The organism is Arthrobacter sp. N1 (genome assembly GCF_048288285.1).
In the GTDB taxonomy this organism is placed as follows: Bacteria; Actinomycetota; Actinomycetes; order Actinomycetales; family Micrococcaceae; genus Arthrobacter_D.
Window position 1 is genome coordinate 702,690 of sequence record NZ_CP102608.1, and the last position, 24,525, is coordinate 727,214.

General features: G+C 64.4%; 17 protein-coding genes. 12 read left to right on the forward strand and 5 right to left on the reverse strand.

Features of this window, described 5'->3' with window-relative positions; genetic code table 11:
- Positions 1-655 precede the first annotated feature (655 nt).
- Genes NVV32_RS03300 through NVV32_RS03310 form a run of 3 tightly spaced genes read left to right on the forward strand, consistent with a single transcriptional unit; the run spans position 656 to position 7,281 of the window.
- A complete protein-coding gene (locus tag NVV32_RS03300) occupies positions 656-1,222 on the forward strand; it encodes a hypothetical protein (protein ID WP_422391368.1) in 567 nt (188 codons plus the stop codon).
- The gene (locus NVV32_RS03305; protein WP_422391369.1) at positions 1,219-4,503 is read left to right on the forward strand and encodes a UvrD-helicase domain-containing protein; all 3,285 of its coding nucleotides are present in this window, start codon (positions 1,219-1,221) and stop codon (positions 4,501-4,503) included. The genes NVV32_RS03300 and NVV32_RS03305 overlap by 4 nt, the downstream gene beginning before the upstream one ends.
- A gap of 21 nt (positions 4,504-4,524) precedes the next feature.
- Complete coding sequence (locus NVV32_RS03310; RefSeq protein WP_422391370.1) at positions 4,525-7,281, forward strand: hypothetical protein; 2,757 nt, start codon at positions 4,525-4,527, stop codon at positions 7,279-7,281.
- Positions 7,282-7,594: 313 nt separating this feature from the next.
- On the opposite strand, the gene NVV32_RS03315 is transcribed toward NVV32_RS03310, so the two are convergent.
- Entirely contained in the window at positions 7,595-8,677 is a 1,083-nt protein-coding gene (locus NVV32_RS03315; RefSeq protein WP_422391371.1) for a restriction endonuclease PLD domain-containing protein, read from the reverse strand.
- Positions 8,678-8,974: 297 nt separating this feature from the next.
- On the opposite strand from NVV32_RS03315, the gene NVV32_RS03320 reads away from it, so the two are divergent.
- From NVV32_RS03320 to NVV32_RS03335, 4 genes are read left to right on the forward strand one after another with little or no spacing between them, the layout of a single operon-like run.
- Entirely contained in the window at positions 8,975-11,647 is a 2,673-nt protein-coding gene (locus tag NVV32_RS03320) for a Z1 domain-containing protein (protein ID WP_422391372.1), read from the forward strand.
- Positions 11,644-13,614 (forward strand): hypothetical protein, encoded by a 1,971-nt coding sequence (locus NVV32_RS03325; RefSeq protein ID WP_422391373.1) that lies wholly within the window; start codon positions 11,644-11,646, stop codon positions 13,612-13,614. Before NVV32_RS03320 ends, NVV32_RS03325 begins: the two co-directional genes overlap by 4 nt.
- Entirely contained in the window at positions 13,614-14,522 is a 909-nt protein-coding gene (locus NVV32_RS03330; RefSeq protein WP_422391374.1) for a hypothetical protein, read from the forward strand. Before NVV32_RS03325 ends, NVV32_RS03330 begins: the two co-directional genes overlap by 1 nt.
- The gene (locus tag NVV32_RS03335; RefSeq protein ID WP_422391375.1) at positions 14,519-15,259 is read left to right on the forward strand and encodes a hypothetical protein; all 741 of its coding nucleotides are present in this window, start codon (positions 14,519-14,521) and stop codon (positions 15,257-15,259) included. The genes NVV32_RS03330 and NVV32_RS03335 overlap by 4 nt, the downstream gene beginning before the upstream one ends.
- A 309-nt stretch (positions 15,260-15,568) precedes the next feature.
- Here the strand turns inward: NVV32_RS03335 and NVV32_RS03340 are convergent, their stop codons facing one another.
- Complete coding sequence (locus tag NVV32_RS03340; protein WP_422391376.1) at positions 15,569-16,213, reverse strand: SHOCT domain-containing protein; 645 nt, start codon at positions 16,211-16,213, stop codon at positions 15,569-15,571.
- Between the two features lie 1,056 nt (positions 16,214-17,269).
- Positions 17,270-17,971, reverse strand: a complete 702-nt coding sequence (locus NVV32_RS03345; RefSeq protein ID WP_422391377.1) for a hypothetical protein — start codon at positions 17,969-17,971, stop codon at positions 17,270-17,272.
- 271 nt (positions 17,972-18,242) lie between these two features.
- Here NVV32_RS03345 and NVV32_RS03350 point away from each other — a divergent pair, with 271 nt between their 5' ends.
- A complete protein-coding gene (locus tag NVV32_RS03350) occupies positions 18,243-20,072 on the forward strand; it encodes a LuxR C-terminal-related transcriptional regulator (RefSeq protein ID WP_422391378.1) in 1,830 nt (609 codons plus the stop codon).
- 75 nt (positions 20,073-20,147) lie between these two features.
- Here the strand turns inward: NVV32_RS03350 and NVV32_RS03355 are convergent, their stop codons facing one another.
- Positions 20,148-20,939 carry an alpha/beta fold hydrolase gene (locus NVV32_RS03355; RefSeq protein WP_422391379.1) on the reverse strand — a complete coding sequence of 264 codons (792 nt, stop codon included), beginning with the start codon at positions 20,937-20,939 and terminating at the stop codon, positions 20,148-20,150.
- Between the two features lie 103 nt (positions 20,940-21,042).
- Here NVV32_RS03355 and NVV32_RS03360 point away from each other — a divergent pair, with 103 nt between their 5' ends.
- On the forward strand, positions 21,043-21,543 hold the full coding sequence (locus NVV32_RS03360) for an SRPBCC family protein (RefSeq protein WP_422391380.1): 501 nt from the start codon (positions 21,043-21,045) through the stop codon (positions 21,541-21,543).
- A gap of 24 nt (positions 21,544-21,567) precedes the next feature.
- On the opposite strand, the gene NVV32_RS03365 is transcribed toward NVV32_RS03360, so the two are convergent.
- Positions 21,568-22,005, reverse strand: coding sequence for a GlcG/HbpS family heme-binding protein (locus tag NVV32_RS03365; RefSeq protein ID WP_422391381.1), 438 nt, complete (start codon positions 22,003-22,005; stop codon positions 21,568-21,570).
- Between the two features lie 173 nt (positions 22,006-22,178).
- On the opposite strand from NVV32_RS03365, the gene NVV32_RS03370 reads away from it, so the two are divergent.
- From NVV32_RS03370 to dhaL, 3 genes are read left to right on the forward strand one after another with little or no spacing between them, the layout of a single operon-like run.
- The gene (locus NVV32_RS03370) at positions 22,179-23,042 is read left to right on the forward strand and encodes a class II fructose-bisphosphate aldolase (protein WP_422391382.1); all 864 of its coding nucleotides are present in this window, start codon (positions 22,179-22,181) and stop codon (positions 23,040-23,042) included.
- 2 nt (positions 23,043-23,044) lie between these two features.
- The gene (locus tag NVV32_RS03375; protein ID WP_422391383.1) at positions 23,045-23,857 is read left to right on the forward strand and encodes an HAD-IA family hydrolase; all 813 of its coding nucleotides are present in this window, start codon (positions 23,045-23,047) and stop codon (positions 23,855-23,857) included.
- On the forward strand, positions 23,854-24,486 hold the full coding sequence (gene dhaL / locus NVV32_RS03380) for a dihydroxyacetone kinase subunit DhaL (protein ID WP_422391384.1): 633 nt from the start codon (positions 23,854-23,856) through the stop codon (positions 24,484-24,486). The genes NVV32_RS03375 and dhaL overlap by 4 nt, the downstream gene beginning before the upstream one ends.
- Positions 24,487-24,525 lie beyond the last annotated feature (39 nt).

Below are 24,525 nucleotides of genomic sequence, written 5' to 3' on the forward strand. Positions count from 1 at the left end.
GCACGGCGCCACAGGCGCGGGGTTCCTCCCCGTCCGTCAGGCAGAAGTTGATGGAGAACTGATCGACGCGGAGGATTGGGTCCGCGTAGGTGCCGCACTCGTGCGGGCGCTGGTCGAAGCGGGAATCTAAACCCAATGGCGTGGCGCGGGCGCTTTCAAAGCCATCCTTGATTCACTAACCGGTGTTGCAACCCCTTGGGGCCGACCTTTTAGTCCTATCACCGTCCACGTGCCGCGCACCGCGTCAAGAAGTTCCAATTCATTTCGGAGAATTTGTCGCCGACGTCCCTGATCCCGATTCGTCGACCCTGATGCCGTCGGGAATCGTTCACTCTTGGGTCGTCGGCGACGAAGCTCCAGCTATCGCCACGACCCTATGGAAGGAGACGTCGTTGCAGGGACAGGCAGCTCTCCTTCACCTGATGCCAGTGGCCCTCGCGTACTTCCGTCCGACCTGCGTGGTTAATCTGCAGCACAACATGCTTTTGAGCTCTAGCTTCTAGAGTGACCAGAATAGGTTGCTACAGCGAATAAATCTTCTGGCTGGGGGAAGCGGAGTGCTAGACAGTGCGGTCCAAGTGTTCACGGTGGCCAATTTACAGCCGTTGAGAACGGCATGACGGCACGACCGTACTCCCTACTGAAGATTTGGCAGTTGGAAGAACTCGCCCGGTCAGGAAAAGGTAATCCGGAGGTGTCGCGGCGCTTGATTGCCGAGCTCGAGCTACGCAAGAGCCCTAGAGCTCGGCTGCTCAAGTCCCAGCTGGAAAACCAGGATCAGTCCCGGCTTGACGGGGCACCAGTTCGAAGCCGGACTCGCAACACATCACGCCCGGCCCCGCTGCCTCCTGCGAAGCCGACCCAGGAGGTCACGGTCAATGCCGTCTTTCCTACGGTTCCATCACCGGCCGGAGAGGACGAGGCGTTGTTGCGGAAGTATGAGTCTCTCCGCGCGACGTTCACGGTTGAGGCCGAGCTGCTGGCCCGCTGGGGCATGACGGCCGCGCTTCCCCGTGATATGCAGGAGCTCATGTTCAAAGAGTGGTGCAAGAGGTTGCAGAGCGGGCCGGATGAGGTTGGGCGTTCCGCGGATGCCCTGGCTGAAGACCGGCTCCGGATCGCCCATGAGCGGGACGCTCTTCGCAGCGCTACAAAACCCCCTCGTGTCGTTCCTGCACTCTCCAACTTTGGTCGCGCAACCCTTGGTGGAAAAGAGCGATGAGACCAGAGCATGAGCAGGAGAACGCCGCATGGCGCCGGTGTGAGACAGCGTGGTCTGACTGGTTGCAGTCCGAGCGCTACACCGTTGTGCACCTCAGCGAAGCTGTGGGCAATACATCGGGGACGAGGGCGCCTCTGATTGCAGCCGGCGGCAAGCACTTGAGAGCGCCGGACCTGCTTGCAACAAAAGCTGGAACCAGCGAGTACTGGGAGGTCAAGTTCCGGAGTCGGCCCAACGTGGACCCGCTGACCGGCGAACGTGTGCACTGGACCGCGTACGAAGCGCTCAGGGACTACCTCAACGTCGTCAAGGAGACCGGATGCAAGGTCTGGCTGATCTTGTTCGAGGCGCCCACGTCGACGTCCCCGGGAAGGTGGATGCGTGCGGAGGTCCGTGAACTGCGCGAGCAGGGGCGGAAAGGCCTGCGCTTGGGGCGGGGAGGTGAGGAAGTCGCGGCCTGGATCTGGCCGGTTGCGGCGATGGAGGTCGTCCCCGGTCCTGGTGTGGACCTCCACGCTGCCCCGATGGACCTGCTACCAGCCGAGGGAATGCGCGAGGCCCTGGAGCCGGCACACCTGGAGTCGTTCGAGCGGAGGCTGAGAAAGCGCAGACCGGCTACAGGCGCAGAAGGAACGGACAACGCAGCCCCTATTGTGCCCGACCCCGCGACGATCCTGGAGAGCGATCCCGCGGTGGGCCTGGATGTCCTGCGCCGGTCACTGGGGATCCCGGCGCTTCCGCGGTACTCCGTCCTCAGGGTGGGCCTGGGTGGCGTGGACGTCGACGGTCTTCTCGGCCTTCTGCACTACGGAATCCGTGTGTTCCTGGTCAGCGGCACTGAAGCTGAGACCACTCTGGACCCGGCTGAGATGCAGGCGTTCAAGGACAGCCGCCTACTGGAGTGGGCGGTTGTCGGAAATGCCCTGGACGACGAGGTCGGTGCGTGGGTGGTTGATGGCGCCCTTCCTACTCCTCTTCCCGAAGGGCTGGCGCAGGCTTTCAGCGCCGCGGACGACGTGGGCGGGATCAACGTCGGGCAGTACCGCATCGTCCATGCTCCTTCGGACTCCGACCTGCTGGTCACCGCAGGAGCCGGCACGGGCAAGACGGAGACGATGTCGGAACGTGTGGTCTACCTGCTGGCCACGTGCCAGGGCACGGAGGACAGGCAGGAACCAGGTATCTCCAGGCCCTTTGACCTCCGCGCGGACGACATCGTCCTGATGACTTTCACCCGCGAGGCAGCCCGCCAGATGCGAGAAAGGATCGGCCGCACCCTCATGCTCCGGCAGAGGCTGTGCCGCCGTTGCGTGCTTCCTGCGCTGGCGTGGATGATGCAGCTCAGCAACGCTGAGATCGTCACCATCCACACCTATGCGAAGCACCTGGTGCAGTCGGGCGGTGGTGTACTCGGCCTCGGGCCGGGACTGGCAGTGAGCCGTCAGACCATGAATTTTCGGGCCCTCGTCCAAGAGGCCCTGTCACCCCGTCTTGCAGAGCTGATCGACCGGCACCACGCGCATGTGCCAGCGTCTCACCTCTGGCAGGACCACATCCAGGCTGTGTGGGACGCCCTTGAGAACAACGGTGTGGAGATGATGCCTGTCACCGGCTGCTCCGGAGAGGTTCCCCGTGTGGACTGGGGAGCGACGGGTTCAGACGGGTTGCGGGCCGCCGTGGAAGATGCGACCCGTCTCGTGGTGAACGAGGTGGCCGCCCGGTTCCGGGAGCTGTGCCTGCAGAACCAATCGATCCCTGCCTCTGAGCTCGTTTCCTTCGCACTGGCCACCATGAGGAGCAAGGATAGACCGCGTGTCAGGGAGCCGCGGTATCTCTTCGTCGACGAGTTCCAGGACACGGACGCCCTCCAGATGGACCTCATCCTGGAAGTCAGCACCAGACTCGGAGCCAGACTGTTCGTAGTCGGTGATGCGAAGCAGGGCATCTACCGGTTCCGGGGGGCGGAAGGCAACGCGTTCGAAGAGTTGCGGTCCAGAGTCCGAGTTCGAAGGCTTGACAGCTTGGAGGAATACCCGCTGACGCGGAACTTTCGCTCCGGTGCCCATCTTCTCAATTCCCTGCACCCCCATTTCACGGCGTGGGGCGTGGCCGACCTGCTGGTTTACGGGGAGTCAGAGCGTCTGCGGCCCCAAGTCCAGAGCCGGGACACCAGCAGGACGATTGACCTCCGGGAGGTTCCGTCCAAGGAGTTCGCACAGTATGCCGCGGCAGACGTGCAGAAATGGCGTTCAGAGAGTCCAGATGCGACGATCGCCATCCTCTGCCGCCGGAACCGGCACGCGATGCAGGTGCGGTCGGCGGTCCAAAAGCTGGGAATTTCGTGCAATCTGCTGGTTGGGGGCAGTTTCTTCACCTCGCCAGCAGTTAGGGAACTCCATGTCCTCCTCGAAGCTGTGGCGCAACCGTCCGACGACGCCGCCCTGCTCCAGCTCTGCGAAACGCGGTGGGCCGCTGGCATCCTCCACGGGCAACCGCCGCAGGGGGTGTCCGGCGCGGCGTGGGAAGCCCCCACCCCGCCGCTCTACGGATGGCACGACAGAATCGCGTCACTGGCGTCGTCGGATACATACGACAGGTCGGACCTCGAGCCGATGCGACAACGGATCAAGTCCCTAAGGACACTGCTCAACACCTTGCCGATGATGGCGTGGATTGTGGAGTGCGCCCGGGCGTTCGTCCCCGAGGGCTCGGCGCTTCCCTCCGTAGACGATGGTTCCGAACGGCGCCGGTACGCCCGTTGCTTCGACCACCTGGTCATACTCATGGATGCGAACTTCAAGGACGGACCAGCGACCCTGCACAGGGTCATCTCGTGGCTCCAGCTGCAGATCGCCACCAACCGGGCTGAGGACGAGCCGACCGAATGGGGCGACCTCCAGGGCAGGACCACCGCTCTCACCGTCCACAAGGCCAAGGGGCTGGAGTTCGACCGTGTGCTGGTGCCGAACACCTGGACAAAGTTCGAGACACCGAGTCACGTGAAGACACGGGTCTCAGTACTGCGCGACGAAGGCGACAGCCGACCCCGCCTCGCATGGCAGTGGAACGACGGGAATGGCCACAGGTTCTCCAACGTTTCTGCCGAGGAGAAGCACCTCTGGGACCAAGACGACTGGGAGACTGCCCGCGAAGAAGCCCGACTGCTCTACGTCGCACTCACACGCGCCAAGGACCAGCTACGGGTCTACCTGCCGAACGGCAGAAGCAGGCAAAACGTCCAGCACGCGTCTTGGGCTGATCTCATATCCCTCAGGAGGTAGACAGTGGGTGGATGGAAGGCCGTGTCCAGCGGCAAGGTCGACGAGCAGTCCCTGCGGGCACTCCTGAGCGCGCACGGGAGCAGCTGGGAGACCGTCTCTCACGTCACGGCTACAACCTCGCTGGCGAAGAGCATTAGGGATTCGCAAGTCGTTGGCCTGCCCATCGCGACTCTCACGGACCTCATCGTGCTTCCGGGCGTGCCAGACATGGCTTTGCCGCTCGACAGGTTCCCCGGACCGGACGTGCTGGGCGGGGAAGGCCCTGCGTCCTACAGACGAGCACTCTCGACCTGGCAGCAGTGGGCCACCGGCCGGAGGCTGAGAATGGGCATACAGTTCGACGACGCCCTGAGACGGTACTGCCGTGATGAATGTCCCGGTCAGGTGGCAGAAGAGCTGCTGGTCAGATCCCGGCGTGAGTTCTCCCGGACCGTACATGGATTGATTGCCGCGGGCATCCATCCCGACGAGCTCTCCGTGGACGGCGAGCTTCCCCGCGCCGCTGTGGCCGCGTGGAACCAGTTGGAGAAGGGTATCCCCTCGCTGACAGCCTTGCGGGACGACCTCTGGATCGATCTCGACGACTTCCAAAGGCAGTCAACCCCCCACGCCCGGAATCTTCGCGCCCGGATCGAGGAGGCCCTGCAGCGCGCGTTCGGCGTCCCCCGAGGCAGAAGGGTAGTGGTCCACCACGGCTTCTACTTTTTCACCCCGCCTCAGTGGGCCCTGTTCCAGCTGCTGCGGCGGATCCCCGATGTGGACCAGCTCTTCGTAGTCCACGACGACGGCGTCAACCCCGCGTTTGAGACGTGGCGGCGGTTTTTCGTGGACGAGTGGGACATGCCGGTGCCCATGGATGTCCGCCTCCCGCCAGGGAGTGAGCAGAGAGTCACGGGGCCCGGCCCTGGAGCGAAAGCACTTCTCCAGGCGCTCAGCGGCGAAGCGGTTGCTTCGGACGGTCTCGCAGAAAGCCTCACCGTTCTGGAGTGCCGCAACCCGGCGGAGCTCGTGCGCCATTGGCGGGACGAAACCACCGACCGAGAGAGGCCCCTTTCCCGCCGGTTCGCCGCGGATGCGGAGTCGGTCGAGCGGTTCGTCCGGCGGCTGGGCAGGGACGCTGACTCAGGCCCCACGGACCTGGCCCAGCTGCCGATCGGGTCGTTCCTCCTCGCCGTGCACGACTGCATCCAGCCGCGCGCTGGCGGCGGCGCAGATGTGGTCCTGAGCAGTGAGGCCGTCCTGGACATCGCGGCCAGCGGCTACCTCGAGACCCAGGGGCTGGAGAGGCCGACCACGGACTATGTCAGTGCCCTGCGGCGCGCACTGCCCTTCTTCCACGGATGCGTGACCGGAGACCAGTGGAAGGAACGGGCACAACACCTCCATCGCCTGGTCATCGCCGAGGTGGAGCCTCTGGGGGGCAGGGACCCCGGCGTGACGGATGTAGAGAGGATCCGGCTCGCTGCCCACAACCCCTTGCGACTGGTGCCATGGGGGGACCTGAGCCGTGATGAGGCGGCCGGAGTTGTACGAGTGGTCACCTCCACTGCGGCTTTGGTGGATCAAATAGCCGCACGTGAACGTGTCACGCTGAAGGGCCACATGCATTTCCTCAAGAGCAAGCTGGCGCAAGGCATGCGGGAGCTTCCCGAGGAGGAACGGCTCGAGATCACCGCCAAGGTGGACGGCTTCTCCGTCGGTCTTGACGACGAGATCGACGTCGAAGGCCTCGTCGACGTGGTGACCATGCTCCTGGGCCGGAAGGCTGAGTTCGATGCCCTCGGTGAGCGGGACACCAGCACCGGTGCGATCGGTGAGCTCCGTGCACTGGACGCACTCGGGCTCCACCCGCTGGCCCAGGACCTGCACGTGACGAACCTGGCCGAGGGGACCTTCCCCTCACCCGCCCCAGCAGTCTGGTGGCCCTTCCGCGCCGACGACATGGTCGGTGCCCCAGACCCAGCCGACCCCGTCACCGTCGAAATCCTGAAAGCACGGTCGGAGACCGCAGCCCTGAGCGACCTCTACCTGATGTGGCTGGCCCTGGACGGGGTCGAGCGCGGCCGCAGAGTCACCCTCAGCTGGATATCCGACATCGGAGGCGAACTGCGCAGTCCGTCCTCGATTCTCTCGCTCCTCACTCGCCCAGAAATGAAGGGCTCTGCGGTGCAGGCCAGGGCAGGCGGGCTCCAGGTGAAATCAGTGAGGTCCCCCGCGGACATGCCAGCTACCACGCAGCGCCCCGTGCCCGCTCTCCGCTCAGTCCCGGCGGCGCAGGTGGCTCAGTCCGTCGGAATGATCGATCCCTACGCAAGCGCCTCGGCAGTGGCCTGCGCCCGACGGCTGGCCCTCCAGTGGGTTCTCGGCCAATCACCCGCCTTCCAGTCCGAGCACCACCACGCGATGATGCACGGGAACGTCGCCGGCGCACTTGTCAAACTCAAGCTCATGAGCAGAGACGACGCGCTGAGGGCCGCCAACGATTTCTGGCGCCACTTCACGCCAGGGCAGAGGGCCAGCAGCCGCGAAAAGCGCGTAGTCCACCCGGTTGGACGCTCGGCAAAGGGGCCCTGGATCCTGACTCTCTCGGGTAGCTGGAAGGGGAAGGACCTGCTTAGCCAGGCCTACCGAATGGCGTCGCAGGAGGAGAGTCCGGCCCCAGAAATCCTCGTTCCCTCTGGTAGCGCGTACCTCCCCCCGGGGGTGAATGACGCTGAGGTCTGCAGGCACTGCCCAGTCCGTCTCAGCTGCGCCGTCTGGGCGGAGGACCCGGACTGAGGGCTAGCTGGGAGTAAAGCGTACTTCAGCCCGAGGGACTGATGGACGAATAGGTGACGTTGATGGTGGAAGGTCTTCATACCTTCGCCGATGCGGTGAAGGTAGGCGACTCGCTCCTGAGCCGGGCCTACCAGGTCAGACTGCAGTTTCCCATCCCCTGAAAGGGCTTTATGCCTGAAGGATGAGATTGGCCAGCGACGGCTCGACGGACTCGTACTCCACACCCGCGAAGCTGTCGAGCAGAGCTCCCGGACCATCGAAGAACCGGCGCCAGTAAGACCGTGCCACGGTGCGCTACTCGAGCCGGAGGGCGTCATCCCTCGTCCAGATCAGGAAGGCCTGCCTCCTCCAACCCTGTGAAGTCTCCGGGGCCGAGTGCGGAGAAGTCGAGGTAGTAGTCACCGCTCTGGAGGCGGGACAGCGTGAAATATGCCCGGCCGTAGTCAGAGAGTTCTTCCATGCCCACGTACTGACCGGACTGCAGACCCATCCGCCCCCGCAGGTAGGCGCCCAGGGTCGCGTTGGAGGGAATCGAGGTGAGGTCCTTTCCGGACGGCTGCTTCTCGTCCCCGCTGGCACCCCTGAGCACAAGGATCTCGCCGTCGTCGCAGTGCACCGTGATGGGGGTGTTCTTCAGCGGCAGGAAATCAGATCGGCTGACTGCGGCTGAGATTGCGGCATATGCCTCGTTGCGGTCTCTGGTGCCCCTGTGACCCCAGTTGATTCCGCCACCGGGCTCGTAGGCCTGGCCCTCCCGTTTCTTGTACAGGTAGAACTTGACCCTGCCGGCGTCAGCATCGGGTCGGCTAGGTCCGGGTTTGCCAGTGGGAGCAGCTGGCAACTGAACGTCGTCCTGGTGCACCGGAAAGTCAATGAGGTCCTCGACCCCGGGTGAAAGGCAGTCGAGAGCGAGACTGTAGCGCTGCTCGAAATACACGGAGACTGCAACAGGGTCGACATTGCTCATGACGTTCTCCTGGACGTGGTTGCCGATTCCCATGCCGGCGTTGGTCATGTTCGCCGAACCCGAGAACCCTGCCAGGGGGCGGAGTATCTCGTCCTTCCAAAGGTAGGCCTTCGTGTGGATGTCCGACTGGAAGTTCGGGTGAGGGTAACGGACCTCGAGGTGGCCCTGGGAGCCGGCACAGAGGCGCATGTACATTTCGTGCTCGGCACGAGTGACTCCGGAGGCCCCCGCCATGCCGATCAGCAGTCGAATTTTGGGCATGACCTGCGTGATCTTCAGCTCGGGGCTGGATGACACCATTCTGCTGGGGTCACCGTCTGAAAGGCACCACAAGAGGGCGGACGGTGAGGCGTACCCGCTCACCACATCGAGGTTCGTGCCATCCTGCGGGGCGCGCAGGATGAGTTCGGCGAGGTTGTCGTAGAACATGGGGCTCCGTCCCGTGGACGCCTGGACAGCCACCCAACCCGAGTGCGAGTGAGGAGGTATCCGGCGAAGCTGTGATGGGCCATCTGCGGGCAGATGGCCTCGGCGAGGGCTGTCTTGATCACCCTCAACATAGCAACCGTTCGGGCGGAAAGGCTTCCACTAACGGTGTTGTTAGCTGCGCGCCCGTGTCCTGGTTCCATGTCGTGTCGCTCCCCGCGCATAGGATTCAATTGGGAAATTCATTGGGTGAGATCTAATGAGGACCTTTCTCCACCGCCGATGAAGGAGCAATGCGAAGTGCTGAACAAGCCGGGTTTGAAAAAGATGATTGACGGCCACAAGCTCCTGGGTAACTCGTTCAACGAAGCCATCGGCTTCTACATGGAGCAGGTGGGCGCTTTCCCCGGGGTGGCCGAGCTCCTGGCGGAAATTAAGAAGGAGCACGAAGAGGGCATCGAGCAGTACAACGCGAAGAACAGCGGGGAAGTGGTCGACGGGAAGCCCGCAGAAGACGGCGGAGGGTGGTACGACAACAACAAGGACCCCGGACTCGTGTGGGGCCAGATCGAACAAAAGATGTCAGCCGGACCTCTTGCCGGTGCAGTGGCAATAATCGACAAGGAATCGGGTCTGATCGTCAAGGGCCTGGCCAACCCCAAGGTTAAGGGTGACAAGGTCAGAGGACTCGTAATCGGCTATGTCCAGTCCGGGAAGACTGCCAACTACACCGCAGTGGTGGCCAAGGCCCTCGACGAGGGATACCGGATGGTGATCGTCCTCGCTGGCATGCACAACAATCTCAGGCAGCAGACACAGGAGCGTCTCGACAGAGATCTCTTCAGCACCCGTGCTTCCTGGTATCCCCTGACGGACGCCACAGGTGATATTAGCGCGTCGCTGGCTGGCACCCAGGTCCTCGGGAAATCCAACTTTTACGTGACCGCCGTCGTCAAGAAGAATCCCAGCAGACTCACCAACCTCTTGAACTTCCTGAAAACGGCCCGGAGACTGGGCGCTCTGGCGAAGACGCCGGTCCTCATCATCGACGACGAGTCCGACCAGGCGACACCGAACACGGAGGCCAAGAAGGAGAAGTACTCGGGCATCAACAATCTGGTCCGTCAGGTCTGGGAACTCGTCGAGACCGGATCCTACGTCGCCTACACGGCCACTCCGTTCGCGAACATCTTCATGGACCCCGACGATGGCGGCGAGCTCTACCCTGCTAACTTCATCTACCCCCTGAGTCGACCCGAAACCTACATCGGTGCGAGGAAGGTCTTTGGGGTCTCTGGGGAGTTCTCGGAGGACGGCTCCGACGACGGAATGGGAATTGTCCGGTACGTTCCCGAGGAAGAAGTCGAGATCATCGTGCCCAAGTCACCGCAGGCGCAGGAGAAGACTGGCGAGTACTACGACCCCGAAATAGTGCCCTCGCTGGCGGCCGCGGTGCAGTGGTTTGTGATTGCCTCCGCGGTGCGACGATCCCGAGGCCACGGAGACTTCCACTCCTCCATGCTCGTCCACACAGCCGCGTGGAAAGACTCCCACTTCGCCCTCCAGGCAGTCCTGCAGGAGTATGTGCACGAACTGCGCGAAACGGTCGCATCTGGAGACTGCACGCGCCTTGAAGCGCTCTACAGCGCTGAAAACACACAGGTCGAGCCTGAAGGCCAGGCCAACCCCGCATGGGACCAGATCCGACCCATGGTGGCGGACGTGCTCGCAGACCTGGAGGTGCTGGCGGACAACGGCGCATCCAGCTACAGGGTGAAATATCCTGACGGACGTCCTCGTACGGTGGTTGTTGTGGGCGGCAACACCCTCGCCAGGGGCCTCACCCTTGAAGGCCTCGTCACGTCCTACTTTGTCCGCGGCGCGTCTGCCTACGACACGTTGTTGCAGATGGGACGGTGGTTCGGCTACCGACCGGACTACGCAGACCTCCTCCGCATCTGGACTTCCGCGGAACTCGCCGTGGACTACGCCTTCCTCGCAGGCGTCGAAGAAGAGCTCAGGGACAAGGTTCGTCAGATGGCTCAGGCCGGTAGCCCGCCCAGTGAGGTGGGAGTCGCAGTTAGGACCCACCCCGGACGGCTCGAGATCACCTCACGCAACAAGATGACAATGACCGAGAAGGTAACCCTGGCGCTGGGAGGCCACCGCCACCAGACGACCAGGTTCGAGGAGCACGACGGCGCCACTCTGAGAAGCAACCAGGAAAAGGCTAACGAGCTCGTCCAGGGGGCCCTTGCAGGGGGCATCACACCTATCGTGGACAAGCTCACCGGGTCCGTGATGCTCCGTGAGGTCCCAGCTTCTCTGGTGGCGGCCTTCCTTTCCGGATACGCCGTCAACCCAGATCACACGCCGCTACAGCCTGAGAGAACAGTTCCCTGGATTGAGAAGCACGCCGACCGGGGCTGGAACGTCGTGCTGCGGGCCTCGAGCAACGCGGAATCGAAGAGCGGAGGTACCTACTCCTACGCGCACGGGGCCGACGTCCCGCTGACACAGCGGCCCCCGTTGCAGGAGTCCGGATGCACCGCCAGTGCCAATATCAAGGCACTCATGGCTGGCAACGACGTTCTGATCGATCTCCAAATCCAGGAGCGCCGAGCTGGCACCACTGGCGGGTCGAAGGAACAGAAGACCGTCGAAGAGCAACTAAGATTCCGCCAGCTGAACGGCAACGTCCCCCTGCTGGTGCTCTACGCCATCGACAAGGACTCACAGGCCGACCACTACGGCAAGGCATCGAAGAACCGGCGCAACATGGACGCCGATGAGCACATCATCGGGTTGGGACTGGTGCTGCCCGACGCTGGGCACGGAGACGTCGAGTACGTCGCCGTCACCCCCACCCTCGACGACGGGGACCTCGACGTCGTTGTCGACTTCGTGGTCGAAGACGACAACGAAGAGGACTACGTGCCCGCTCCGCCCGCTGACGGGGGAGAAGCGCTTTGAATGCACTGTTCTCTCGTCGGAGGTCTCCAGAGACGGACGGGGAAGAGAGCGTTCCCGAAGAAACACTGGATTGGTTTCCGCTCGAGTTCGGGGTCGGCAGCATGGATGCCTCCGGAACTGATCGTCTGCTGGGGCAACCGGAGGTGGAGATCGTCGAGCTGCTCATCCGCGAGTCCGCACAGAATTCCTGGGACGCCCGTGAGCCGGGGGCTACGCCCGAGTTTGGCCTCCAGTGCAAGGTCTTCAGCCGGGAGGCTGAGCAGATGCTCAGCAGGGTGGTGTTCGCGCAGGGCACCGGGTTCACGAACCTCCATGAGAGCTTTGCACGGCAGTCCACAGGCGCTCTGGAGATCTGGGACCGGGGCACCACTGGGCTCAACGGACCGGTCCGCTCCGACCTCGCAGTGCCTTCCGGTACCCCCACCAACTTCATCGACTTGGTGTTCAACGTTGGCACTGCAAACAAGGGCGCAGGCACCGGGGGCTCCTTCGGCTTCGGAAAGAGCAGTGCATTCAAGGCGAGCCGAGCGAAAACAGTCGTCTACTGGTCGGTGTGCGCGACGGAAAACGGGAATCTCGAGCACCGGCTCATCGTCAGCGGCCTGGGGCGCGCGTTCGACCACGACGGCAGGCGGTACACAGGTCGCCACTGGTGGGGACACATCCCCGAGGCGGCCCAAGAGGGCGAGCGGACGAGGGTAGAGCCGTTGCGCGGAGCCCGGGCACGAAAGATTGGGGAGGCTCTGTTTGACAGAAGGTTCGAACCCGGGGAAACGGGAACTTCGATGCTCGTCCTGGACCCCGACCCGGCGACTCTGCTCTACAACGAGGAGTCCGATCTGGCAGTCGTCACGCACGGCGTCCTCGGCGGCATCCACGACCGTCTGAGAAAGCTGGTGGTGAAAAATCTCTGGCCGAAGCTGCTCGACTTCTCGGGCGTCCCGGCCTTGAGGATATTCGTCGGTGAGGAGGAGATGAACGCCGAGAGCCTGGACCTGATCCCAGGCATGGATGGCTACCGCTCAGCCCTGGAGACGGTGCGCAAGGTGCAGGCGGTAGTCGGGGCAGGTGAGCCATCAATCTCGCCGGGAACGCACACGAAGGAGATTTGGTGCGGGAGTCCACGCAGACTGCTGGGTCACCTCGGTGTGGACGTGGGACCGGCACCGGTGGCAAAAGACCCGTCCAAAGAGTACGCCGGACAGCAGGTCAAGGTGCCTGTCGATGCCGTGTGCCTGATGCGCAACCAGGCTGAGCTCGTGGTGAAGTACCTGCCCGTGGGCGAACCGATCGCGACGCAAGAGCTGTGCTGGACTGCCGTGTTCAAGCCCATTCCCGCCATGGACGATGCCTTCGCCCGGTCTGAGACCCCCGCACACGACGACTGGGTCCCCACATCCATGACCAAGTCCCACGCGAAGACCTTCGTCAGAGTGGCACTCAGAGAGATCCGGTCCGAAGTCCGTTCGCTGCTCAAGTCATACGGCGAAACCCCGGTGACCGTGTCGGAGGGCTCGGCGGCGGCTTTGTCTGCGGAGTTGTCGGACCTGGGCGGGTTTACGGCAGAGCCCGAAGTGAGACGCAAGGGCGGCACGGGGGGCGGCGGCACCAAGAGGGGCGGCGTGTCGCGGTCCTTGGAGATCGAGTCGATCGGTCTTCTCGGCGCGGAAGGTGCCGGACGTCAGCGCCAGCGCATCGGCCTCACCCTCGCAGGGAAGTGGGGGGACCGGGATAGGCTCATGCTGTCGGTCCGGGTGGCTACCGCTGAGGGCGGTCTGGACCTCGAGACCGACGAGAAGGTGGAGTTGCACTGGGGTCCTGCATTCGCAGAAGGTCAGCAGTGGATCGTGTCCGGTTCGGCAACCGCCGTCGTGGCATCCGGGGCGATAGGTTCGCGACCTCCGGCCTATGTGGACGTGGTCCTGCCCGATGACCTCTCATTCGCGATCGGGGCAGAGACTCTCTGATGGCTGGCCAGAAAATTGTAGCCTTCCCCCACATCACCGTCTCGCCTGGCGCGCTGGGATGGACTCCCTGGGAGATCGTGCACCCGTCAGGATTGGACTTCTCCACCGTGGCAGACCGGTGGGACTACGCCGTGGACCTCCACTTGCGGATCGCGGTGGAGTGCCCTGCGTCCGCCATAGTCCGTGCGGTTGGGCGCACGGAAGCTGTCGACGTCAAGCTAGTCGGAGAGGTGGTGTGCCGGGAGAGCGCCTGGCGTTCCACGGTCTCTGTCCCCCTGCTTTCTTTGAGCGAAGGCGTCCTCGGAGCCGAGCTCACTGTTCCAGTTCCCGGGAACCGGGTCGACGGACGGCTCGTGGCGTCCGCGCACCTGGTCGGCCCTGGACTCCGGCACGGACATCCGGAACGCACTCCTGGAGCCCGTCTGGCCAGGGGACCAGTCGAACAGGTCGACCTCTCGACCGCTCCTGATCAGTTGCCGATCACGCCGGTCAGCTTTCAGGAGCAGGGGTGGAACGCATCGCCGTGGCGGTTCATGGTCGACGTCGACGACCTCCAAGCTCCCTACGGACGATGCGCCCGGCTCTATCTCAACTCCGACCTCCCCGTCGCCCAGGAGCTGATGCAACCCGGCGGCGGTGAATTGCGGAGAAGGGCTTTGGCCAGCGTGCGCCGCGACGTGGTTCTCGCGCTGCTTTTGCAGATGTCAGCCAGAGCCGACGGAGACGCAGACCTCGCAGGAGCCGCTGACTGCGGGAAGGGAAGCCTGGGCCATGTGGCTGAGCAACTCTGCCGCCACCATTTTGGAATCAGTTTGTTGTCCACTGTACGCCGGATCTCTCACGCCCCCACCAACGTCGTGCTGGAGCTGGAGGAGTCGGTGGGCTACTACGGAGGAGCTCAAGAGTGAATACCGGTCAGTTGCTGTACCACCGGATCAACAAGCACGAGGCAGAGCGACGCCTCCAGGAGCTCCAAGCCGCAGGCCCCCTTCCTCCGGACTCGCCTGCCACCCCCGTGGACCTGGTCAGCGCCAGCCCTAGGGCAACAGGCGGAGTTCCCGTAACCCAGCAACACCTGCAACTCCTCCGGACCAGGACATCGGAGGTCATTGCAGAGTTGGACGGGCTGGGCGCCAACCAGGCATCCGCGGAGTTCGACCGCAGAATCAGCGCGGTGCTGTGGGACACCCTCGACATCGTCCCGGCGGAAGCAGCGTCCATGGAGGTCTGGTGGTTCCTCGGACTGGCGGTCCTTCCCGGAACGGCGGCGTCGCGGTTCCCTCTGAGCATCGCAGCACGGCATGTTGGTTCGCCCCGCCGCCATGTACTGCGTCGTCTGTGGTTCCGTCGCCAGGCCCTGGGCGATCTGCTGGACGCCTCAACCAACCCCCTGGTAGAGGACGAACTAGTGGGCCTCACAGAGCGCACGATTTTCGTCTCCGACCCACGGCTTGCTAGAGCTGCCGCGCAGTCCATTCTCGGGTACGAAGGTGTGGACCGCAGCCACCTGTACACCAGGAGATTCCTGCGCGAGATCCAAGCGCGGACCGGCACCACCGTCATCGGGGCGCTGAACGATACCGAGCTGGCAGGACTGGTGAACGGCGCGGATCAACGGGTCCGGCAGCACCTGGAGCGTATGTGAGCCCTGGTCCTGGGCGGCACAGTGTTGGCGTTCGCGCGGCTCGAGCGTGACAGCGGCCGGGCGAACCAGGGTAGGCATGGCAGTGGTTGCTGAGCACGGGCGAGGGCCGGCCGGCGGGAGATGACCGCTGACCATGCGAAGGTTAGACGCCCCCCCCGCCCCGCGAGTTGCAGGCCCAGGGGCTCAGTCCGGCGGAAATCGGAAGGTCATCGGTGCGAGCCGGGCGACGGTGTGCAGCTATCCGGATATCAGTCGTGATAAGCGGGAATGAGCGCGGTCCGGCATCACGGACGTCGCGCCAGCTGACACCTAGATTCGCTCGAGCAGCTCGGCCTTCTTGGATGTGAACTCTTCCTCAGTCAGGATCCCCGCATCTCTCAGGCTGGCAAGTTTGACCAGTTGATCTGCGATGTCGGGCTGCGGTGTCACCACTGACCCTGCGGCCTCTGGTCCGCCGGCACTTGTTTGCGATGTGCGGTCTCTAACGAAGCCAGAGAGAAGCGTAAGTGCTTGCTCGGTGACGCCAGGAGCTCCGAGTACTTGCTCTGCTTTCGGAACGGGCGTCTTTGCCGTCTCGACTTGACGGCTCTCGAGAACCAAGGCCAGGTGGGTGAAGAGCTTGTCGGGCAGTTTGATGAGTGATTGCTTTCCATCAACCCATGAGATGCGGACCGTTCGCGGGGGACGCATCGTGGAATCGATGGCCGCACCGACTGCGGTGGAAGCGTTCTTACTGATCAGGCGAGGGAGGACGGCTCCAGTGATAGCTTGGCCGACCGCGTTTGCTACTCCGGCCTTCTGGTCCGACAGGACCTCTTCCCACTCAGCAACCTGCGTTTCGTCGAGCTTCCGCCGTTTTAGGCCGGCCTGAACAACGAGGTCACTGCCGATGACCGCTGGCTGAACTGCGGCGTTCAAGTAGTGGCCTCCGATAACACGCCCATAAGTCAGCATAGGAGCATCATAACGGCGCCTGGCTACCTGCATCTTCTGTGGGCTTCGCGGAGGAGCGGGCAATGAGGTTCACTCGCCTCGTGCTAGCTAGGTGGTTTCCCGGCTAACATCAGCGGATGAAGCTTGATTGCGATGTTGCATGTAGATGGTTTGGGCTCGCGGTGTCAGGGTGGCATTGAGCCGGTGGGTACCGCCGAGCAGGGCAACCAACGACTCCACGGGGTCCTTGACTGGGGGCCAGCTTGGACATGCTTGATCTTTCCTCGAGAAGAGCGCTCAATCTTCATCGATGGTTTAGTCGGTTACCTGAGCTGCCATCCGTTGTCAGTTCGATAGATGAAATCATTGAAGTGACCGTCGTCGGATCTCTAGAAGTTCCGTAGTGCTCATGCAGGATGAAAAGGTGGGTGTCTTGACTGGCCATCCGCTGTGATTCAGAGGAGCGGCAGTTGACGATGCTCGTCGAAGCCTTGAAATTGCCGAAGCGAGAAGGGATTCCGCGAGATACCGACTTTATGGCAACGATTACTCTGAATTCGACCGACGGTCGCTGCCAGTTCTGGTTGAGGCACTGGAGGGTGAAGCTACTGCTCTATAGCTTGGCCATGCGATGATTGCAAGGCGGAGACAAACGTTGGAAACCTGCGCGTTGGTTCACTCCTGCAGAAGAACCTTCTCCATCGGCAGAGGTGCGCGACGAAGGAAGACCTGGGACTCGCGATCGTGACCTTGATCGAGCGGCGGACCTATCAGCGAAGGCCGCCAATGAGCCCTCGACGGACTGACCTGGTCCACTTCGAGGTACTAGGACAAGCCGACACTGAAGCGGCCCGAAACCAGCAACACCGACTGGACGCTAAACCTTTAGCAGTCCCGCCAGAGCCTGCTGGCGTCCTTGCTGAGGCTGCCGCAGGGCGCAGTAACTGCCGTTGCGTACGACTTGCGTCAAAGCCGCTCAGTCAGCGTCGTGTGCGAAGCTTCGATCGCCAAAGACTTGCAGGTGCCCCGGGGCGACGGTGGGCTGGCGTGCGTTTAGGGCTATCGGCCCGGCCTGCGTCAAGAGCTCCTGTAGCCGGCGCCAAAGCCGAACATGTCGAGCACCTTTGCCGCGGTGATCGCTCGCGAGCTTAGGTTGCCCGAGGCGAAATCGAGCGTCGTGTGCTGCTGGACCAGAGCATCGATCTCAGTACGGTGGGCCGAGTAGAACTGGCCTAAGAGAGTAAGCGAAGTGTCACTGACAGTTCTGAAGGCTGTTTCTTCCATGCGTCCTTCGGCGAGGCGCCTAAATCCCTTCATGAAATAAGTATCAAAAGATGGGATCACGCCCCAGACGCCCATCATCACTTTGCTTACAAGAGTCGTGTGAGATCCTCCCTTCGGGAGAAGCACGGAGCGAAGATCGCCGTACGCAGCGAGAATGGATTGTCGTGCGTGAGGATCTGCGTAGTCTCGAGCGTCGAGACCGTTCACGTCGGGGTTGTGCTTTTCGATTACACGAACAGCGTCTGAGTAATGCCGGGCGTTCGTGCTTGTGAATAGATACGACGAACCGCGTAGCATGCCCCAACTCGCCAGGTAGTAGCCGAGTTGAAGGCAACTCAACTCGATGTCGCCGGTTGGCCGGGGGTTTGACTGGAAGTGGTTGAAGCAAAAGTCCCAACTCCGCGTTCTGCTCGCGAGGGCTGGTTTTCCGTCCTCCCCAATCTCTAGGAAAGTTTCCACGCTTCGTGTTATCTGTGCAGCTTCTGCTTTCTCCATCTACGAAGGCTAGCCTTCTTCGGCACTAAGCGGGCACGCGCCACTCGAACCGAAGATCGCCGAGTCGTAGAGATCGAGTTTCGGCTCAGAGCTGCGCGACCGAGCAGAACCGGTCCTCATTCATTCCAAAGTTGTCTGTTGCCGAACAGATGCCGAGCGGAGCGCCCTGTCTGCGACGACTCACGTACTCTACTGTTCTCTATTGTTCGGCCCGCTATCCTGAAACCCCGTGCGCAGCGTCGCGCCGGGATGCAGGAGACAGGTGCCGTACATGCAGCAGCTTCCCACGCCCAGCAACACCCAGAACCAGCACAACCCTCCGCCCTCCCAACTGGACCGCATCACAGAACTCGCCGGCGACCTCGCCGGGCAGTTCGAACTGGTGCCGCTCCTCGAGCGCGTGCTCGGGCATGCCGTCGCACTGCTCGACTGCGAGAGCGGTTCTATCTCGATCGTTCACGAGGCCGAGGGGTACTACCGCAAGGAAGTGGACCAGGGCGTCGGCTGCCACCAGGGTCAGACCTTCCCACTGACCGAGGGTCTGACCGGCCAGATCGTCGCCACCCGCGGGACGGTCATTCTCGGCCGCTACGCCTCCGTGGCCATCGGACACATCGACCCCTCTGACCCGCGGTGGGGGAGCGCCGTCATTGGCGTACCCATAGCGTGGGACGGGGCCATCATCGGCACGTTCGCCATCTTCAGCAACGGGCCTGGCCGTATCTTCAGTGCAACCGATGCCTCGCTCGTGGAGCTCTTCGCCAACCACTCAGCCATCGCCATCATGAACTCCCGGCTCCACCAGGCCGCTGCAGCAAAGGCACGCGAGGCTGCTATTGCAGGCGAACGTGAACGCGCCGTACAGGAGGTCCACGAGACCATCGCCCGGTCCCTGGGCTCGCTCCTGTTGCACCTCGACCGCGCGGACAAGGCGACGCCGGGCGGCTCGTCCTCCACCCAGCACATCGACTCTGCCCGGGTGCTCGCCCACGAGGCGCTCTTCGAGACCCGCCGTACCGTGCTGGGACTCGGTCCCTCCAGCCTGGCGGACCGCTCACTCGAGGAAACGGTCCGCCAGGAACTCGACCGGGTGAGCGCGATCGACCCGATGGACGTGACGCTCCTCGTGACCGGCAACCCCCATGAACTGGCACCCGTCGTCGCCCATCAGCTCTTCATGATCATCCAGGAAGCCGTGGCCAACGCGGTGGCGCATGCCAGCGCCACTGCATGCCGGGTGGGCATCTTCTACGACACCACCGGCATCACGGCCGTCGTCGAGGACAACGGCCGCGGCTTCGAGGGCCGGGAGGTCACGGACCTGAAGGGCAGCCGGCTCGGCCTGCACGGCATGGCAGCACGGGCCCACTACCTCCGGGGCGAACTCCACGTGGAGTCGACGCTGGGCTGGGGGACGAGCATCCGGGCGCAGGTGCCGTACTCCTCGAACGGCGATGCCTCCCGCGAACGGTGGAAGGTCCTCGTCGCCTGCACCCAGCCCCTTCTCCGCGCCGGACTCGTCCGGCTGCTCGAGACGTCCGAGCCGTCGGTCCAGGTCCTCGGCGAGTTCGGGACACTCGAGGACCTCACGGAGTCGGTGTCCCTTCTGCAGCCGGACATGATCGTGCTCGACGAGCACCTGCTGTCCCGGTATGCCGAAGCCCGGGTGACGGAGGCGGACACCGTGGAGCGGCCGGTGGTCGCCGTCGTCGACCATTTCACGGACGAGCTGCTGGCGGCCGCGGCGTCGTCGGGCGTACGCGGCTTCCTTTCACTCTCCTCCACGCCCGCGGAGGTGGCGCGCGTCGTCGTCGCTGCCGCCCGCGGTGACGCCCTGCTGGACGGGGCGATGTTCACGCGGCTCACGGGGAGTCGCGCGGCGGACACAGGTGAGGCGATATCACTGACGGCCCGCGAACTCGAGGTACGGGACCTCCTGGCCGAGGGGCTGGCGGACAAGCAGATCGCCACGCGGCTCGCCATCTCGGTGAAGACGGTCGAGAAGCATGTGAGCGCCATGCTGCGGAAGACCGGCGCACGTAACCGCACCATGCTGGTGGGCCTGCAGCACCAAGGTCAGGCAATCGCGAACTCCAGGTAGGCGGCGGCGCCCGTTCCCAGCCGACGCACTGAGGCGCCAGCAGCACGCTTGCCAGGTGTGCGGCTCAGAGGATGGCTACGACGACCCAGCGGCGGTGGCGTCGAGGATGAACCGGGCCGTCTCCTGCGGCTGGTCCCAGTGCGGGAAGTGCCCGCAGTCCTCGAAGACATGCAGGGTGGCGTCCGGATAGAGAGACATGGCGACGGCGGCCTCACTGAGCGGGGTGACCCTGTCCGACCCGCCCCAGCCGAACGCCAGCGTGCCCTTGATCGTCCCCTGTGGCGCACCTGCCTGGCGCGGTCCGTGCGCGAGCGACTTACGCGCTTCGTCAAGACTGGGCGAGGTGGCGAATCCGCGGAGCTCCGTTAGGACGAGCTCCGGGTCGAGCTTCCAGGGGGCCGCCGAGAATTGGGCGAGCAGCGCCGTCCGGCCCGCAGCCTGCTGGACGAGTGACGGTAGGACGGGCTGGAGACGCCGTACCAGCGCAATGGACGCGGTGATGCTGCCGTTGAAGATGCGCACCTGGGTGTCGTTCCAGAATCCTCCGGGATCGAGGGCGACGACGTTGCCGGCGTGACCCCGACGCGCCAGCTCCACCACGATCCGCGCACCCATCGAGCTTCCGACGATATCCGCGTCTCGCAGGTTCTCCTGCTCAAGGAACTGCCCGACGGCGTTCGTGAGGGTCGCGACGGTCACCTCGCCTAAGAGCGGCTCGCTGCTGCCGAACCCGGGGAGGTCGATAGCGATGACCTCGCGCTGTTCCTGCAGCAGGGGGAGGACGGGGTCCCAGGTGCGGACGCTCGAGCCGAGCCCATGCACGAGGACGAGTGGCCTTCCGGTGCCGGTCCGTTCGGTGTTCAACATGTGAGGGCCTTCCGTAGGCAGCGCGAGGCCCCAGTCTATGCGTGCACAGATCGCTCCAGCCGATGCCCGCAGGACGAGGGGATTCCTCTGTGAGAATGGGCGCATGAGCCAGACCGAGATCCGCCACCACCAGGAGTCCGTCACGATTCAGGCGTCGATGGAGGCCGTCTACGACCTGGTCTCCGACATCACCCGCACGGGCGAGTGGAGCCCGGTGTGTACGCGGTGCTGGTGGGAGGACGACGCCGACGCCGGTCGGATCGGTGCGTGGTTCGTCGGGCGCAATGAGCTTCCGCACCGCACGTGGGAGACCCGGTCGCAGGTCGTGGCCGCGGAGCGCGGCCGTGAGTTCGCCTGGGTGGTTGGCGGCGACAGGGTCCGCTGGGGCTACACGCTGACGCCGGCCGGCACCGGGACCACCCTGATCGAATCCTGGGATTTCCTGCCGGGCGGCATCGCCTTCTTCGAGGAGAAATTCGGGGACGCTGCACCCGTGCAGATCGCCGACCGGACCCGGCTCGCACACGACGGCATCCCGAGGACCCTCGCCGCCATCAAGCGCATCGCCGAATCCGACACATCTCGCGAGGATGACCGGTCCTAGCGCGCTGACCCTGCGGGACCAGGGTCAGGCGATCGCGAACTCGAGGTAGGCAGCGGCGCCGGCGGAGGCGACTTCCTGGTCCTGCTCGATGGTGCCCGTGGAGACGCCGATGGCGCCCATGATGTTGCCGTCGCGCACCAGCGGGATGCCGCCGGGGAACACCGCGAGCCGGCCGCCGTGCGCGTCGCTCAGCCCGTAGATGGGCCCGTCCTGCCGGGTGACGCCCTGCAGGTCGCCGGTCTCGCACTGGAACGCGACGGACGTGTAGGCCTTGTTGATCGAGATGGTGATGCTGCCGATGTTCGCGCCGTCCATCCGCACGTGCGCCTTCAGGTTGCCGCCTGCATCGACCACGGCGATGTCCATGGGCTGGCCGATCTCCTCCGCCTTCGCGGCCGCGGCGTCGATGACGAGGCGGGCCTCTTTGGACGAGATGGTTTCGAGTACTGATCCGGGAGTCATAGGGGGTCCTTCGTCGTCGAAGTGGGTGGCCGGACAGCCGCGGCCCACTCAACCACGCGCATCCGTTGCTGACGAGGTGGTGATTACCCCCAGGGGGAGGGCGGGAGAACCCCCATACCCAGCGTGGCCTCGCCCACCTAGCGTGGGGGTCAGCCTGACAAGGAGGAATCACCATGGCCGTTGTGCCGCTGAAGGACATCGTCGACCCCGCATTCGAGGCACGCTACGGGGTGCCCGCCATCAACATCTTCAATGATCTGACCATGGAGGGCGTGCTCGCCGGAGCCGTGGAGGCCAACTCCCCGGTGATCCTGCAGACCTCCGTGAAGACCGTGCGCTCCATCGGCTCGCGGGTGCTGTTCGACATGTGGCAGTCCATGACGCGCGGCATCGAGGTGCCCGTCACCCTGCACCTGGACCACTGCCCCGACCGCGCGGTGGTCACCGAATGCCTGAAGGCCGGCTGGAACTCGGTGCTGTTCGACGCCTCCGAGCTGCCGGTGGAGGAGAACCAGCGCCAGACCATCGACGTCGTCGCCGAGGCCCGCAGCTACGGTGCCCAGGTGGAGGGCGAGATCGAGGCCATCACCGGCGTCGAGGACGATCACGGCTCCGACGAGGTGTCCAAGCAGCAGAGCCTCGAGGTGGCACTCGCGTTCATCGACGCCACCGGGATCGATGTCTTCGCCCCCTCGATCGGCAACGCCCACGGCAGCTACAAGGCGGCCCCCGTGCTCGACGTCGAACGCGTCACCCAGATCGTGGAGGCACGGAACCTGCCCATCGCCCTGCACGGCGGCAGCGGGCTCAGCCCCGAGCAGTTCGCCGACCTCATTGCCCGCGGCTGCGCGAAGGTCAACATCTCCACGGCCCTCAAGGAGCAGTACATGCAGTCCAGCCTGGCGTTCCTCAAGCAGGCCGAGCAGAACAACAAGTGGGATCCGCCGTCGCTGTTCAAGCACACCCGGGCCGACACCGTCGCGATGGTCATGGACCTCTGCACGCAGTTCGGCAGCGCGGGCAAGGGCGGCCGCTGAGCATGCCGGCCCTCATCTTCGACTGCGACGGCGTGCTCGCCGACACCGAGCAGTACGGCCACCTCCCCGCCTTCAACCAGACCTTCTCCGACTTCGGCGTGCCCGTGCAGTGGAGCGTTTCGGACTACGCGGAGAAGGTGAAAATCGGCGGCGGTAAGGAGCGGATGCGGAGCATCCTGACACCCGATCTGGCCGCCTCGCTCGGCCTGCAGGACGACGCCGTCGACGCCGCAATCCTCTCCTGGCACAAGCGGAAGACCGAGGTCTACAAGGGCCTCGTCGAAAGTGGTGTCATGCCGGCACGGCCGGGCATCGCGCGCATCGTGCAGGAGGCGCGCGACGCCGGCTGGACCCTCGCCGTCGCGTCCACGTCCGCCGAACCCGCGGTGCGCGCCGTCCTGACGCACGCCGTCGGGGAGTCGCTCGCCGCGCACTTCTCGGTGTTCGCCGGGGACGTGGTGCCGGCCAAGAAACCCGCCCCGGACATCTACCTCCTGGCCCTGCGGGAGCTCGAAGTGTCCACGGAGGATGCGATCGTCGTCGAGGACAGCGGCAACGGGCTGCGCGCAGCCGTCGCCGCCGGACTCCGGACCGTGGTGACCGTCAGCGGCTTCACGCGCGAGGAGGACTTCACGGGCGCTTCGCTCGTGGTCAGTTCCCTCGGGGATCCCGACGGCGAGCAGGCCGAAATCCTGGCGAGTCCCGCCGGCGTCGAGCCCTCCGGCGTCGTCACCCTCGCCACCCTGCAGGAGCTGCTGTCCGCCTCAGCCCCGACCACCGCGGCTCACCCATTCACCGAAACGGAGACCCAATGAGCGCCACCGACCTCGCCGACGTCGAATACGCCGTCCACTCCCTGGCGCAGACCGCCGTAAATAAGGAGAAGGAGTTCGCCGACCTCGACGCCGTGGTGGGCGACGGCGACCTCGGCTACTCCCTCGCCCGCGGCTTCGAGAAGGTGCTGGCGGACTGGGACTCGTTCAAGCGCGACGACGTCGCCACGTTCCTGCAGCAGATCGCGCTCGCCATCTCCAGCAGGATCGGCGGCACCTCGGGGCCGCTGTGGGGGACCGCGTTCCTGCGCGCCTCTGCGGCGGCGAAGGCGGCGGACACGATCGACGGTGCCGCCGTCGTCGCCATGCTGCGCGGAGCCACCGACGGCATCAAGGCCCGCGGCAATGCCGACCTCGGCGACAAGACCCTGCTCGACGCCCTGATCCCGGCGACCGACGAGCTCGAACGGCGGCTGGCAGCCGGTGCGTCGCCTGAGGAGTGCCGGACGGCGTTCGCGACGACGATCCGCGAGTGCGCGGATGCGACGTCGACCCTGCAGGCCAAGCGCGGCCGTGCCAGCTACAGCGGGGAACGCAGCATCGGTTCACCCGACGCCGGGGCGGTGGCCGTGGCCATCATCGTCGAAGGCATCGTGGCCGACTGGCCCTGACTCTCTACACCTACCAACTCACCCCTACTCACAATGATG

Excerpts from the sequence above, each read along its gene's own strand:
- NVV32_RS03305 (WP_422391369.1), top strand. The coding sequence starts at position 1,219 with ATGAGACCAGAGCATGAGCAGGAGAACGCCGCATGGCGCCGGTGTGAG.
- NVV32_RS03315 (WP_422391371.1), bottom strand. The coding sequence starts at position 8,677 with ATGTTCTACGACAACCTCGCCGAACTCATCCTGCGCGCCCCGCAGGAT.
- NVV32_RS03330 (WP_422391374.1), top strand. The coding sequence starts at position 13,614 with ATGGCTGGCCAGAAAATTGTAGCCTTCCCCCACATCACCGTCTCGCCT.
- NVV32_RS03340 (WP_422391376.1), bottom strand. The coding sequence starts at position 16,213 with ATGCTGACTTATGGGCGTGTTATCGGAGGCCACTACTTGAACGCCGCA.
- NVV32_RS03345 (WP_422391377.1), bottom strand. The coding sequence starts at position 17,971 with ATGGAGAAAGCAGAAGCTGCACAGATAACACGAAGCGTGGAAACTTTC.
- NVV32_RS03350 (WP_422391378.1), top strand. The coding sequence starts at position 18,243 with ATGCAGCAGCTTCCCACGCCCAGCAACACCCAGAACCAGCACAACCCT.
- NVV32_RS03355 (WP_422391379.1), bottom strand. The coding sequence starts at position 20,939 with ATGTTGAACACCGAACGGACCGGCACCGGAAGGCCACTCGTCCTCGTG.
- NVV32_RS03360 (WP_422391380.1), top strand. The coding sequence starts at position 21,043 with ATGAGCCAGACCGAGATCCGCCACCACCAGGAGTCCGTCACGATTCAG.
- NVV32_RS03365 (WP_422391381.1), bottom strand. The coding sequence starts at position 22,005 with ATGACTCCCGGATCAGTACTCGAAACCATCTCGTCCAAAGAGGCCCGC.
- NVV32_RS03370 (WP_422391382.1), top strand. The coding sequence starts at position 22,179 with ATGGCCGTTGTGCCGCTGAAGGACATCGTCGACCCCGCATTCGAGGCA.
- NVV32_RS03375 (WP_422391383.1), top strand. The coding sequence starts at position 23,045 with ATGCCGGCCCTCATCTTCGACTGCGACGGCGTGCTCGCCGACACCGAG.
- dhaL (WP_422391384.1), top strand. The coding sequence starts at position 23,854 with ATGAGCGCCACCGACCTCGCCGACGTCGAATACGCCGTCCACTCCCTG.